Below are 13,745 nucleotides of genomic sequence, written 5' to 3'. Positions count from 1 at the left end.
AACAATGGGGTGTCCATGACTATGACTGTCGCCGAGTGTCTTGCTGCCACTGAAGTGGTATTCTGCCTCGATACCAACATCCTGGTCGAGTTCCGCTCACTGGCCGAGCTGCCCTGGAAAGAGCTTGCGCCCAACGCGACCTCAATCCGTCTTATCGTGCCAACCAAGGTCGGCACCGAGATGGATCAGCACAAGTTCAGCAGCGGCCGCTTGCGCAAGCGCGCCGCCGATTTCGCCGAACTAGCGCGCCGCATCGAGGATAGTGAAGATCGCCCGGTACGACTGTCGCCGCCTGACGCCGATATTGCAGTGACCATCGAGTTCGGTCCGCTTTACCGCACCAAGGACCTTGATGGAGAGCAATTCGATCTTGACGATCCCGACAACCGTGTCGTCGCCGAAGCGACGATGATCGCCCGAAACATTCCCGACCTGATCCTGCTTGCGGACGACAGTCTGCCTATACGCCTGGCACGTCATGTCGGATTGCTTCATGTCAGGCCGCCCCGCAGTTGGCGCCGGCCGGCAGACGGAGACGAGCGGGACGAGACCATCGCCGATCTACGGCGGCAGCTCGGTCCGCAACCGAACCTGGTCCTCAATTTCCCCGCCACAGCCGACCATAACCGCCGGTATGACCTCGTGTCGCCGCCCGATGGCATCTGCGAGGACTGCGTCGACCGCATCTACCGCACGGCGCTGGCACTTGATCCGCAAGTGCCCCGATCAACCCTTGAGGCGCGATATCCCAGTGCGCGCCCCATGAGTTTGGGGGCCTACCAGATACCGAGCATTACGCCGGTCGGGGCCGTGTCTAGCGGCATGCTGGATCGCTACGAACGGGAATTCGAGAGTTATCGGCGCCACCTCCGTATCTGGGCGAGCGGCCTACCCAAGATTTTAAGCAAGCCGGGCGTGATGCGCCCCATCGATATCGAAATCGTTAACGAGGGTGATCGCGCGGCCGACAAGGTGCATCTTGAAGCGACATTATCCGGCCCGTTTCATTTCCTGGCCATCGATCATTTCGACATAGCGCTCGAAGATCTGCTAGAGGTACCCGACGTGCCCAAGCCGTATCTGACACCCTATTTCGGGGACGGCCCCGACCTCGGCACGCCGCGTGTCGATGCGTTTTACCCCCTTGATGAACCCGACGACGATGACGCCGAACCGAGCCGGAGAATATCCTGGCGCTGCGAAGAATTGCGCCAGGGCGTGCGATTCATTTTGCCTTGTATCGTCGTTGCCGAGAAAGCTGAGGGCCAGGGCGCTCTTGTGGTCACTGCCCGTGGGGCCTTGCAGGCCAAGGCGGTTACCTTGACCGCGCCTCTCAAGCTATCAGCGCTGCCGCACCCTGGGCCCTTTGCGAACTATCTCCTCAATCACCTGGCCTTGGTGCCGTTGCACTACCGTCGGGCATTGGCCGCAGAACTTTCGGCAACCGACCGGCCTTGTAACTGCACTGGCACCCAGGCTTGAACCCATCCGAAGAATGGTCTGGAACGAGCCGTCCGACCGCCTCGATCCAGTTTCGTCAAAGATTGCGCAGCCATCCCGCGTGCCAGTTGGCGCCCGGATAGAATTTCCCTTGGGCGGGCTTCGATTGAGGCTACCCGTCGACCGGTTGAGCCTTTGAATGGCGGGTGCGCGCCAGCAACTCGGACGTTAGAGTTGCGCTCGCCGTTTTCCGAAAGCCGACTCTGAGTATCTGATGCCCCGAGGTACCGGAGTCTTTCATCTCGTGGAAGCGGACGTGGTCGTCGTCTATCCGTAAACGGGATAGACTCCGTCCGCCAGTATGAGATGCTACGAGTGACTTCTGGATACCGAGGGGGATCAGGTGAAAGCACTATGGATACTGCCTGTCATCGTGGTAGCTGGCCCGACGCTTGCACAGACACCGGATATTCCTGTTAACGAATACGGCGAGGAACAATATGGTGGGGACTATCTGCCAACCACATCCGCCAACCTAGGTGAATACTATATCGGCAGTCCCAATGCGGGTGTCGCCGTTCCTGACGCGTTACTGACACTGCCGCAAAGCGTCTTTCCCCGAACGCCAACGCTTGCGCTCCCAGCCGATCGGCAGACGTTGCCCAACCTCACACCTTTCAGCGTTCCGCTCAGGAAGGACTTCGCACCCGGCGTCGGCTTCAACGGCGGTTTCAACGGTCGTAAGAAGATGGCGTCTAGCGGCACTAACACTTCGCCGGATGCCATAATGTACGTCCATTATGTCGACGTGGGACAGGGTGCCGGCGCAATTCTGGAATTTCCGTGCGGTATCGCGCTGATTGATGTTGGTGGGGAGTGGGCCGACGATGGTGTCGACGGCGAGATTATGTTCAAGAATTATCTGGACACGTTTTTTGAAACACGCCCATACCTAGATAACACAATTGACGTGGTGTTCCTTAGCCACCCTCATGCCGACCACGCGAACGGCGCGGCCTTGCTGCTTCCAGAGGCTGGCGGCACCTACACCATCAAGAACGTTGTCGACAATGGTCTCGAGGGCAGTCGCGGAATGCTTGGCAAACAGACCAAGTTCCACAAAACTGCGGCTGAGTTCGGCGCAGGTTACACTGGAGTTACGGTGGACGCACAGGTGACAGCTACGGGTGTAACCAACGCCAACATCGATCCATTGGCTTGCAAGGGCGTCGATCCAATTATCACCGCATTCTGGGGAGGCCGGCCGGAGCTTGCAAACAGTGGCCAGTACAAGAATCCGAACAATCACAGCGTTGTCGTGCGCGTGGACTTTGGCCGAGCCTCGTTCTTGTTTGTGGGGGATTTGGAAGACAAGGGTGTGGTTGACTTGCTCGACCAGTACAGCACGAATCCTGGCGTCTTCGATGCGGATGTCTATCTCGTCAGCCATCACGGCGCGGATCAAGAGACAACAGACCAGATGCTCGCCGCGGTCACACCGCGCATTGCTGTCCTCTCGATGGGCACAGCAGACAGTCCCGATGGCTTCACGTATGGCCACCCTCGCATCACGACCCTGGATGCGTTGCAACAGGCGCCGGCCGTTGTTTCAAACGATTTGCCTGGCGGCCCGGTAACCGTCCTTGCTTCCCCCAGTGCAAAATCCGTCTTCAAGTTATACGAACTTACAAAAGAGATTTACGGGACGGGCTGGGGAGGCACCATTGTCATGCAAGCGACCTCAGGCGGGGTATATTCGGTGGGAAGCACATCTAAGCGGTGACTGTCGCATGGCACACTTCGGTAAACGCAATGAAGGGCAGCTTTGCGCCGTCATCTCGGACGTTCGACTGACACCTGCACCACCCGAAAAGCTGGCATTAGTGCACGGCGTTACGTCTTGAGTTTCTCGAAAATCCGCTTTGCTCGCACCATTGAACCAAAGAAGTCGAACTCATCCTGCAAAGCCGTCTTCGGTACCCGTTCTCGAAGGCCGATGACGTCGTAAATCGCCTCTATGATCCGTATGCCCTGTTCCTGGTCGAAAGAATTCGAACGCCCTTGGGGCGATATTTCGTCCTCGGGACATCTATGCCTGCATTCAGTATCCATGTGTTCATCTCGGCTGCCTATGGATTGGTTGCCGGTGCCCACATGATTGGGCCGCTCTATCCGGTCGAAGGTCTTGGTTTCACCACTGTGCGTCATCTGCAAACTTCCAACCGCGTGGCCGCGACCTCGGCGAGTACCGACAGAGCCAAGGAGGTCGAGTCTCGTGTGGGGCCGAACAGACCGATCGGAGCCTTGATGCGTGCCAGTTCCTCGTCGCGGAAGCCTGCCTTCCGTCGTGCCTCCAGCCGCCGCTGATGCGTCCTACTGCTCCCGAGTGCGCCGATGTAGAATGGTTTTGCGCGGAGCGCGGCCTGAAGGACTGGCTGCTCCTGGTGCACATCGTGGTGCAGGAGCACGACCGCTGTGAACGGGTCGATGAGCTTGGTCAAATCTGCGATGACGTCCTGATCGGACATGAAGACCACATCATATCCGCAACCTCGGGCCAGTTTGGCCACACTGCGCGCCTCCACCGACTGACCGGAAATGATGGTCCGGATCCTTGGACGGTAAAGGATATGAAACCAATGCCCGATCCATCCAGGCGCTGCCGGGGTTGCCGCCGCGGCCAGCGCTTGGTTCTCAACAGACAGCTTCAATGCGGAGGTCTTGCGCTGCTCAAGACAGGTGAGCACGTGGACGATCTCGTCGGGCTTACGCAGGATGTGGATGGCCACGGTGATGCCTCCCCCACAGGGAAGGACGATATCGAAGAAGGGTGACCCGTCGCCAAACTTGACCACTCGGTCCTTTTCGGCCTCGATTGCAAGCAAAGCTTCGAACGCAACGGCTGCTTCCACGCACCCACCGGACAAATAGCCAGCGTAACGGCCATCAGCCGTAACCACGACATGCGAGCCAAGTGCACGGGCAGCACCGCCACGAATTTCAACGAGTGTGGCAATCGCCACCCGGGCTTCCGCATGACAAACGAGGGCGAACTCAAGAAGTGCGGCAGCGTCGTCCGCGACAAGCACCCTGGTGGGTGTCGGCAGTTTGAGATACTCAAGGGAATGGTTCACTGACCACCAAGCGACTTGAGATAAGCGATGATGTCCGCCCGATCTTGCTCCCTGGAAACGCTAAAAGTCATTCGCGTTCCACGCACGGCCTTCGTCGGACCTGCCAGATAATTGTCGAGGGCATCTTCACTCCAGGTGGTTCCAGCGTTCATGAGCGCTGGAGAATAGCGGTAGCCTTCGACCGCCCCAGCTTCCCGGCCAACGACGCCCTTGAGCGGAGGTCCAGACTTATTCTCGCCTTGAACCGAATGACAGCCCGAACAGCGGCTGAATAGCTGCTGGCCTCGAACTGGATTTCCGACGATTGAGGCTGCAGCCAGGCCCGCAAGGCAAATGGTTGCGATGGACAAGATCAAACGTAGTGCATGCAGCATCACTATGCTTTCAGTTCTTCTGGATTGATTGGCAATGTTCTGACGCGCTTGCCCGTCGCCGCAAGAATGGCATTGGTCACGGCAGGGAAGACGGCAGAGGTGGAAGCCTCACCGATTCCTCCGGGCGCCTCGGCACTCCGGACAATATGAGTTTCCACATGCGGCGCTTCTTCGATGCGCAGCGGCAGATAGGTGTCGAAGTTACTTTGCTCGACACGTCCATCTCTGAACGTGATCGCACCATAAAGAGCCGCCGTCAGGCCATAGAGTGCGCCCCCCTCCATCTGGGCCGCGATCGTATCCGGATTGACCGTCAGGCCGCAGTCGACGGCTGTAACAATGCGTGTCACGCGAACCGTTCCATCGTCCGCCACCGACACATCGGCGACCATTGCGAGGTATGTTCCGAATGCGAACTGCACCGCGACGCCGCGGCCATGCCGCTTGGGCAGTACCTCACCCCAGCCCGCCTTGTCGGCAACGAGCTCCAGCACTGCGAGCGCGCGCGGATTTTCTGTAAGGAGCCGCTTGCGATAGTCGACGGGATCAGACTTCGCTGCTGCGGCCAATTCGTCGATGAAACTTTCCACCACGAAGATGTTGTGCGACGGCCCGACGCCGCGCCACCAACTCGTGAGCACACCCTGCGGCTCCACCTGCTTGAACTCCACATGGATCGCCGGAAGCTTGTAAGGGGGATGGGCGGCACCCTCGACGCCGTCAGGATCGACGCCGTTCTGCATCGCCGCGGGCGCGATACGGGCAAAAATCGAGGATCCGGAAACGCGGTGGCTCCAGGCGATCGGATTGCCCTCCGTATCGATACCACCTGATATCCGGTCGTAATAGTATGGCCTGTAGTAGCCGTGCTGGATGTCCTCTTCACGGCTCCAGATCACCTTGACGGGACCTTTGACCTGCTTTGCGATCTTGACGGCATGGGCAATGCCGTCGGCTTCCAGCCGGCGCCCGAAGCCGCCTCCGACGATGTGATTGTTGATGATGATCGTCTCAGGCGGGAGACCGGTAACAGCGGTGGTTGCCTGCTTTGCTCCGGAGAGATTCTGCGTTCCGACCCACAGTTCGCATGCATCCTCGCGCACATGTACGGTACAGTTCATCGGCTCCATGGCCGTATGAGAGAGGAAGGGTAGTTGATACACGGCGTCGATCCGGACCGCGGCGTTCTGAAGTGCCGCCGTCACGTCTCCTTCGCTGCGTGCTACGCCTCCAGCTTGTTGCGACTGTTCTGCAAGTTGCCGGAGGATATCGGCTTGTGACATGGTACCGTTTGGACCGTCCTCCCATTCGATGGCCGCTGCCTCCAGGCCCTTTTTGGCGGCCCCTGTATGGTCTGCAACGACTGCCACGGAATCGTCCGTGATGACGACCTGCCGCACGCCTTTGACGGCCAACGCTGCCGGCTCATTCACAGACTTCGGCTTCCCGCCCAGGACTGGCGATATCGCGATGGCCGCAATCTTGGTCCCGGGTGGAGAGGCGTCGATGCCGTACTTCAACGAGCCATTTGTCTTCCTGCGGGTGTCGAGGCGTTTCGCGGATGTCCCCAAAAGCGTAAACTCGGAGGGCTGCTTCAGTTTGACCGATTCCGCCGCAGGAATCGGAAGAGAGGCGGCCATGTCGACCAGTTCACCATAGGCCCGTCTTGTGCGCCCATCCGGGTTCACCACGAATCCTTGCTCGGTACGGCACGAAGCGACGTCGACATTCCATTCCTTGGCTGCGGCCTGCATCAGGAGCGTCCGCGCTGTCGCGCCGGCCGCTCGCAACGGAGTCCAGAATGCACGGATCGATGTTGATCCTCCTGTCATCTGTCGTCCGAGCATCGGATGCCCGTAGAGTGCTTCGTTGACGGGTGCATGCTCGATCTTCACCTCCTCCAGGCTGACGTCCAGCTCTTCGGCGATGAGCATTGCCTGAGCGGTATAGATCCCCTGACCCATTTCCACTTGAGGCATGACGAGAGTGACAAGGCCTCTGCGGTCTATCCGGATGAAGGCGTTTGGTGCTAATTCAGTGGCCGCGAGAGCTGCGGTTGGAACAGATCCGAGACTGACGATGAGACCGCCGCCGAGCGCCGCGCTCGCCTTGAGGAAATTGCGTCTGTTCAACTGGGGGCCAGCGAGCTTGTTCGACATGATCCGTCCTCCCGTCATGCGCTTGCGAGTTTGATGGCTGCGCGGATGCGCTGGTAGGTTCCGCATCGACAGACGTTCCCGGACATCGCGCTGTCGATGTCTTCGTCAGTCGGTTTTTCATTGTCAGACAGCAGTGCGGCTGCGGACATGAGCTGACCCGACTGGCAATAGCCGCATTGCGGCACGTCCAGCTCTATCCAGGCGTCCTGAAGCGCTTTTCCGTGCGCAAGCGTCTCAAGGGCCTCAATCGTCGTGATCTGGCTCTCGGCGAGGCTATCGATCGGGGTGACGCAAGACCGGGTTGCGACTCCATCGACATGGACGGTGCAAGCGCCGCAAAGCGCTTGCCCACAGCCAAACTTCGTGCCGGTCATGTCGAGCACGTCGCGAATGACCCACAGCAGCGGCGTGTCGCCATCGACATCGACTGAATGGGGCTGTCCATTGATCTGGAGGGTGAATGCCATGCGCCTGCTCCGTTGAAGACCTGAGGTTCAGCGGAACATCGCTTGTTTATTGATGCGGATAAACTGGCGTGCGCTGCACTAGTTGTATAGCGTAGGTAAACAATCCGAAGGGATGGTATTGCGCAGGTAATCTGCACGGGCCTGAGCGCCTCGCTGGCACAGCGCCCCTGGTCAATCCATCAACGACCGTCTCAGCTCCGAACAGGCGTCTATAAACGCACGCAGCTTAGGTTGCGACTGGGCTGCCTTGGTGAAATAGAGAAACAGTCCGTCTGTCCCGGGCGAATAGTCGAGCAAGACGGGTTCGAGCTGACCGGAAGCGACCCTTTGCGACGCGTGGTAGGTTGAGGAATAGATCAATCCCTGGCCCCGTGCTGCAAGCCTTTGCATCAGCTCCCCATCGTTAACGGTGACCGGACCACTGGGGTCAATGCTTACATTCTGCCCGTCCTCCAGGAATTCCCAACGATAGATGTCGCCCTTTTCGGGCCGGCGAAATCGGATGCAGTTATGCTTGGTCAAGTCTCCAGGGACCATAGGGCGACCGTGCTTGCGGAAATAGTCGGGGGAGCCAAAGACCGCCCATTGGAAGTGCGGTGACAGTCGCACGGCAATCATGTCCTGGGCGATATAGGGCCCGATGAGAATTCCGGCGTCATAGCCACCTGCCACAAAATCATGATGCCTGTTGCTGACCGTGATATCGACCTTGACGTTTGGCCACGCGGCACAGAAACCGGGCAAGACTGGCTCGATCACGAACGGCACGGCAAGGCGTTCCACAAGAAGCTTTAGAGTTCCAGAGGGCTCGTTGGATGCGCCGGAGGCGTGATTCAAGCTGGCCTCGATTACCCGCGCTGCAGGCGCGATCTCTGCCAGGAGCGCTTCACCAGCCTCCGTCAGTGAGATCCGTCGCGTGGTTCGGTGAAAAAGTGGTGTGCCCAGACGCCGTTCAAGCTTCTGCAGCGCCTGACTGATTGCTCCTGGGGTCACTTCAAGGTCCAGAGCGGCCTTTCGAATGCTTTGCCGTTTCGCGATCGCCAGGAATTCGGCCAATCCATCAAATGGGTTCTGACGGCCCATGTTTCCCCTCACCAGCGCTTGCTAGAGTTGCAACCTTGCATCTACCGGCTACATGCGATGCACGAGGACCCGATCGCAACCAAAATTTGACAATAACTCCAACTTGTCGGCGGTATGGCGCATCCGCCTCAGAGATGTCGCGCCCTGCCGAGAACTCCTCTTTCGCGCCATCGAAGCCGGACTGTCTGATTTCGCCCCCCGCGGCCAACGCACGCCAGGTCCCCAGCCAAGATTGCGGTGACGTTTTGGCTTCACCGGATGCGATAGTCGGGAGTGAAAATCTTGGACTAACGGATCCCAAGTCTCTGACAAGACGTCACTTTTTTCTTAGGAGAAGTGGTCGCTAATTTGCAGGCGAAGAGGGTCCAAAATGGCCCGCCTGGTAGGCCTGGATTATCGCATTATTTTAAAGGCGTAGAAAGAAGGCCCTTGATTGGCGACCTCAAATTTGCGGTGACGGTACCAGGCTGCACCCGGCAGCTTTGCGCCCCCATTTCGGCCGTTCGACTATACCCTTCGAACTGCCGAAAGCTGTCGGGGCTCTAAACCCTCACAATCCTCCGGCTCCGTTGTCGCGCTGTGCCGCATGCCACCTGCCGTGCTTTCAGCAAGCCGCCTTACTTAAGTGATCCAGCCTCTAATACGTTCAGCATGTGATTAACCGAACCAAGCAATATGCTCACTGGAACGTCGGCCAAAGCCCGCACCTGTTCGCCGTGACACTTTCGTAGAACGCTTCCGCTCCCGCAGGGACATGGCCAATGCCCTCGCACCTTGCCTTTAAGCAAGTTCAGCAGAATTTGGCCAATTACACGGGCATCCTTGGTGCAGAGATAACGCTCGTAAAACTCAAGGACCCCAAAACTCCCATGGGTGCTTTCGCTGAATGGCCATGGTTCGCCTTCCTCAAAGAGACTGTTCCCAATGAGATACGGCCGCACAGCTTTCTCCAGATAGTTCTCGATGGAGAAATCACCTTTCAGGTTCAACCAAATCTCGACCGGGACGCCGACGCACAGGGCTCCGGTCCGCGGAAAAACGTGACGATCAATGATCCTTTCGATCCGGCCAGCCGTCTCCCAGACATCCGGTATGGACTGAGGATAGTCAACGGGCAGCCGGACATCGATCGTGTAGCGGTCCCGGTGCGCGTCTTCGGCCAGTACGGCGAAGGTTCCAGCGACATGAACAAAACCACTCTGCACTCGGGCATGCAGGGTGGGGTACCTGTCGCGCAGTGTCTGGCGAAGGCAGTCAAGCTTTGACGGATCGATCTCGTGCCAGGTCATTCACCCTCGTCCGCCCACGGCGGCGCCGCACCACCAAGAGCGGTCGCGGCAGCTGTCAGCGCCGCGACACGCGGAACAGCTGCTGCCTTCCGCGTCGGCAGAGCGCCGAACACATGTTCCCACCCATGATCCGCAGCTGCGATCAGCGTGTCTTCCGCCACGTCCCGCAGCGTATCGCGCAGCTCGTCCGTGAGCGTGAAAGACAGATCGTTGCCGGTGGGATTCGCGGGGTCTTCAATCATCAGATCTTCGATCTCGTCCCGGAAAGCAGCCAGCACGCGCTCGAACCGATCCTGCAGGGTGCCGGAATTGTTCTCAGACAGTACCTCAATGATCAGAAGCTCCAGCGGGAACGTGCGGATCAGAATACCATTGCGGGTCCGCCACAACTTGCCGAGCTGAATGACATCCGTGCACCCGCTCTCGCGAACATGTGCGATGTGCACCTCCAGGTTCGTTTTTAAACGCTCCTTGTCACCTTCGTTCTGGTGAAGGAACACATCGGTGCCATCATCGCTGACGTAGCGGCCGGGCACGATGTCAATCTTGAGATCCTTGCCCTTTTTGGTCTTCAGGCGAAGCGCTGACCGTTTCCGCTCGACCTGATAGTCGGCCTCAAGGAGGTCGGCGACATTGTCGTAGATCTCCTCCAGCGTCTCACCGGGTCCGGTATCATCATTGTCGAAGTAACAGACCTCGTCGAGATCGTAGTCTTCACGGATCATCGTGCCTTTAGCGCGTGATCCGCCATGCGTGAAATTCGGGTTGCTGTTGGGGAAGGACTCGGTCAGGAGCGCCTCGACATTGTCGCGTTCGGCGTCCAGAGCGACCAGTTCTTCGCAACCTTTTTCCAGTTGCTGTGACTTTAGCAGCTCCAACAGATACTCATTGTCACTCATTGCGGTTCACCCTGATCCTTTCCATGAAACCTCCAACCCGTTTGTCAAAGTCATGCACGATCAAGGCCGGGTGAACCTTGGGCAACAGGTCAAAGCCAAGCGCGATAGCGGCAGGCGCCGGAACGGCCGGAAACACGTGTACTTCTGATACGCCCGGGTTGTCGCTCGTCACCTGCGCAAGAAGGGTGCGGTAGGCCGCACGGAAGCCGTCCAGATCGGCACGAGTTCGAAGAAAGCCCGGATTGGGCGCCGCGCCATCAAGGGTCAAATCGTAAACCGTGACGCCAGCGTCGATCGCTCCGGGCAGTTGCGCCGCATCAATCGCACCACTCAAGGACAGCGTCACTGCCACCTTACCCGCGTCAGTGCCGCGTCTGACCGTACGGGTGACGTAGGAGACCGGCGGCCCATCGGCATGCCAGGTCCAACGATCATCGCGGTCACGATGACACTGGAAGAAATCTGTCTGTACGGTGTTGCTGAGCGCGGCACCCAAAACCACCAGCAGGGGCATGGGTGCCAGGCCTACGACCGACAGGTGCTTCACATCGCCAAACACATCCTGCGCGGCATACATGGCGCCTACGTGCTGCAAAATCAGGCGTTCAGCCATCGGATAATATCCATTGCCCGTTTCATCGCCGAGCTGGGTGAGATCGATAACCTTGAAGGCACTGGACGCCGGATAGCGCGGGCGAAGCGCGTCAACAACTTCCTGAAGCCCAACCTCGACGACGCGCTCCCCAATGCGGCTCTTCAATACCAGGACGTTGGTACGCAGTTCCGGGCCCAGTTCGGTCAATGCACGAATGCGGCGCTCGTGCGCTTCCTTGCCTGCAACGAGAAAGTCGCGTGGATAGCGCTCGGGATTGTCATCGATCATCTTGTGGCACGGCTGGCAAAGCAGCATCAGGTTTTCGATGCTGTTGATGTCCGCTGGTCGCGCACCGTCCTTCCCCCGGGTAGCGCCTTCCTTAAAGGCGACGATATGGGCGTTCTCGCCGTAGTTTCCGCGATCCTTCGTCAATGGGTGTTCGAACAGGAACTTGTTGCATCCCGGAAACTCACAGCGTCCGGCCGCCATCGCGACCAACGCTTTCTGGTCATTGTTGGACGCGTTCCGCGCCAGCTTGACCGGCGAGTCATCGTGCACAGAAATAGCGCGCTTGCGCCCTGAACCCGGCTCCTTCCTGCTGGTCGCGTCCGATTTCGCCAATGCATCACCCCTTCCCGGTTATTGACAAATATCGCAAGTCAGTAGTACCATTACCTACGAACCCGTAGGGCATCTGGGTATCAAAAAACCACCCTTAAGGTGGCCACCGATGCCCTACGTATTCGTAGGAATAACATAGCCAGGAACGTCGTGTCAAATAGCCCGAAGAAAGAACAGGAATTCGGGGATCGGCTTTTGGCCGCCCGCGAAGCAAGAGGACTAAATCAAACGGAGTTGGCCAAGGCGTCGGGACTGCAACCTGCTGCCATCGGTCACTTCGAGCGCAATCGCCGCAAGCCATCTTTCGCCAATGTCAGGGCGCTTGCTAAAGCGTTGGAGGTCTCGGCCGACTATCTGCTTGGACGCACCCCGGACATGCAGGGGGCAACAACTGCATTTCGCGGCGAAGAAAATCTGACCTCCGCTGACCGTGAACATATTCAGATGATGATCGACCTGATCAACCAGAAAAAAAAGAGTGATGGCTAAATTCCGTCTTACCATGGCACGCCAGCATGGCGAGCGCATCGCAACCGAGAAGGGATTCGAAACACTTCCCGTCGATCCCTTTAAGATTGCCGAAACCGAAGACATCATGATTGTACCAAAGCCGGCAATTGCCAAAGGCGTCAGCGGCGGAATTATCTTCGATGAGGATTACCCTTCGATCTTCTATGCGACCGATATCGACAATGACGGCTATCAGCGCTTCACTGTTGCACATGAGCTAGGCCACTACTTTCTGGATGGCCATCCCGAGGAAATTCTCAAATCCAGCAAGATGCATATCTCTCGCGCAGGGTTTAGCCAGGGCGATAGCTCAATCGAACTTGAAGCCGACCACTTCGCCTCGGGTCTTCTCATGCCCACGCTCCTAGCGAGGAAGGAACTTGGGAGCGGCGTGATTGGTCTTTCTGGAATAGAAGCGCTTGCCGACAAGTCAAAGTGTTCTCTGACTGCCGCTGCAATCCGCGCTGCAGAGTGCAGTCCGTATCCAATGGCAATCCTTGTGAGCGAGGGCCCCAATATCAGCTACTGCTTCATGTCTGAGGGGTTCAAAAGTCTGGGCAAGCTCACTTTCCTCCGTAAGGGCACGCCACTGCCGGATAGCGCGACGAGAGAATTCAACCGCGATCCCGAAAACGTCGCATACGGCCGACACCTCACGCAGGAAACGTCTCTCGCTGACTGGTTCGACGGGCCTGCGCATATCAAGCTCGACGAGGAAATTGTCGGGCTAGGTTCCTTCGGTCACACGCTGACCGTGTTCTCAAGCGACGCGCTCGCGGAAAACGCTTATGAGGAAGAGGACGAAGAAGCGAGCCTGGTGCAAAGCTACACTCCGCGTTTTGCCTATGGACGTTAACGTAGAAAGTTCCGGACCGCCCGCAATGGTCTTCACTATCCACGCTGTCGTATCGCCGGTCTCGTGTGCAGATAAGATAACGGCAGGTTCCCCAAAATTCTCCCCAGAATCTGCCTGTCCGGTATCGGCCCCTGATTGGTCACTCAAGGTGACCCTGACCCGCACATCTTTTCTTCGTGAACTCGACGCGGCCTGCCGCCGCGCTTAGTTTCTCTGCGGAGAAGGCCATCTCGATCAAACTCCTCTCAGCCGGTGAGGCCGTCAGACAGCTCACAGGATCCGTTTTTCGGATGCCGTGGAGCCTTGCTTCCTGTTCCC

At 58.2% G+C, this 13,745-nt stretch carries 13 protein-coding genes; 5 read left to right on the top strand and 8 right to left on the bottom strand.

Features of this window, described 5'->3' with window-relative positions; translation table 11 throughout:
- Positions 1 to 21: 21 nt before the first annotated feature.
- The gene (locus C5L13_RS16145; RefSeq protein ID WP_105384291.1) at positions 22 to 1,482 is read left to right on the top strand and encodes a PIN domain-containing protein; all 1,461 of its coding nucleotides are present in this window, start codon (positions 22 to 24) and stop codon (positions 1,480 to 1,482) included.
- Positions 1,483 to 1,843: 361 nt separating this feature from the next.
- Entirely contained in the window at positions 1,844 to 3,223 is a 1,380-nt protein-coding gene (locus tag C5L13_RS16140) for a ComEC/Rec2 family competence protein (protein WP_105384290.1), read from the top strand.
- A 110-nt stretch (positions 3,224 to 3,333) separates the two neighbouring features.
- Here C5L13_RS16140 and C5L13_RS16135 read toward each other — a convergent pair whose 3' ends face one another.
- The 6 genes from C5L13_RS16135 to C5L13_RS16110 all read right to left on the bottom strand — a co-directional run bounded on the left by C5L13_RS16135 (position 3,334) and on the right by C5L13_RS16110 (position 8,630).
- Entirely contained in the window at positions 3,334 to 3,648 is a 315-nt protein-coding gene (locus tag C5L13_RS16135) for a hypothetical protein (RefSeq protein ID WP_105384289.1), read from the bottom strand.
- Complete coding sequence (locus C5L13_RS16130; protein WP_205836841.1) at positions 3,645 to 4,574, bottom strand: XdhC family protein; 930 nt, start codon at positions 4,572 to 4,574, stop codon at positions 3,645 to 3,647. The genes C5L13_RS16135 and C5L13_RS16130 overlap by 4 nt, the downstream gene beginning before the upstream one ends.
- Entirely contained in the window at positions 4,571 to 4,948 is a 378-nt protein-coding gene (locus C5L13_RS16125) for a c-type cytochrome (protein WP_105384288.1), read from the bottom strand. The genes C5L13_RS16130 and C5L13_RS16125 overlap by 4 nt, the downstream gene beginning before the upstream one ends.
- A gap of 2 nt (positions 4,949 to 4,950) precedes the next feature.
- On the bottom strand, positions 4,951 to 7,107 hold the full coding sequence (locus tag C5L13_RS16120) for a xanthine dehydrogenase family protein molybdopterin-binding subunit (RefSeq protein WP_245571290.1): 2,157 nt from the start codon (positions 7,105 to 7,107) through the stop codon (positions 4,951 to 4,953).
- A 14-nt stretch (positions 7,108 to 7,121) separates the two neighbouring features.
- Entirely contained in the window at positions 7,122 to 7,574 is a 453-nt protein-coding gene (locus tag C5L13_RS16115) for a (2Fe-2S)-binding protein (protein ID WP_105384286.1), read from the bottom strand.
- A gap of 171 nt (positions 7,575 to 7,745) precedes the next feature.
- Positions 7,746 to 8,630: a LysR family transcriptional regulator gene (locus C5L13_RS16110; RefSeq protein ID WP_245571289.1), complete on the bottom strand. Its 885-nt coding sequence runs from the start codon at positions 8,628 to 8,630 to the stop codon at positions 7,746 to 7,748.
- A 788-nt stretch (positions 8,631 to 9,418) separates the two neighbouring features.
- On the opposite strand from C5L13_RS16110, the gene C5L13_RS16105 reads away from it, so the two are divergent.
- Complete coding sequence (locus tag C5L13_RS16105) at positions 9,419 to 9,922, top strand: hypothetical protein (protein WP_105384284.1); 504 nt, start codon at positions 9,419 to 9,421, stop codon at positions 9,920 to 9,922.
- Positions 9,923 to 9,942: 20 nt separating this feature from the next.
- Here the strand turns inward: C5L13_RS16105 and C5L13_RS16100 are convergent, their stop codons facing one another.
- Both C5L13_RS16100 and C5L13_RS16095 read right to left on the bottom strand, forming a co-directional pair.
- On the bottom strand, positions 9,943 to 10,845 hold the full coding sequence (locus C5L13_RS16100) for a nucleotidyltransferase family protein (RefSeq protein ID WP_105384283.1): 903 nt from the start codon (positions 10,843 to 10,845) through the stop codon (positions 9,943 to 9,945).
- Positions 10,838 to 12,061, bottom strand: a complete 1,224-nt coding sequence (locus tag C5L13_RS16095) for an HNH endonuclease (protein WP_105384282.1) — start codon at positions 12,059 to 12,061, stop codon at positions 10,838 to 10,840. Before C5L13_RS16095 ends, C5L13_RS16100 begins: the two co-directional genes overlap by 8 nt.
- A gap of 150 nt (positions 12,062 to 12,211) precedes the next feature.
- On the opposite strand from C5L13_RS16095, the gene C5L13_RS16090 reads away from it, so the two are divergent.
- On the top strand, positions 12,212 to 12,550 hold the full coding sequence (locus tag C5L13_RS16090) for a helix-turn-helix domain-containing protein (RefSeq protein ID WP_105384281.1): 339 nt from the start codon (positions 12,212 to 12,214) through the stop codon (positions 12,548 to 12,550).
- Positions 12,543 to 13,427, top strand: a complete 885-nt coding sequence (locus tag C5L13_RS16085) for an ImmA/IrrE family metallo-endopeptidase (RefSeq protein ID WP_105384280.1) — start codon at positions 12,543 to 12,545, stop codon at positions 13,425 to 13,427. The genes C5L13_RS16090 and C5L13_RS16085 overlap by 8 nt, the downstream gene beginning before the upstream one ends.
- Positions 13,428 to 13,745: the final 318 nt, after the last annotated feature.

The sequence above is a fragment of the Neorhizobium alkalisoli genome (assembly GCF_002968635.1).
Classification (GTDB): domain Bacteria; phylum Pseudomonadota; class Alphaproteobacteria; order Rhizobiales; family Rhizobiaceae; genus Neorhizobium; species Neorhizobium alkalisoli.
Note: the sequence above shows the minus strand (reverse complement) of the source record. Positions and strands in the feature narration are given on the sequence as shown.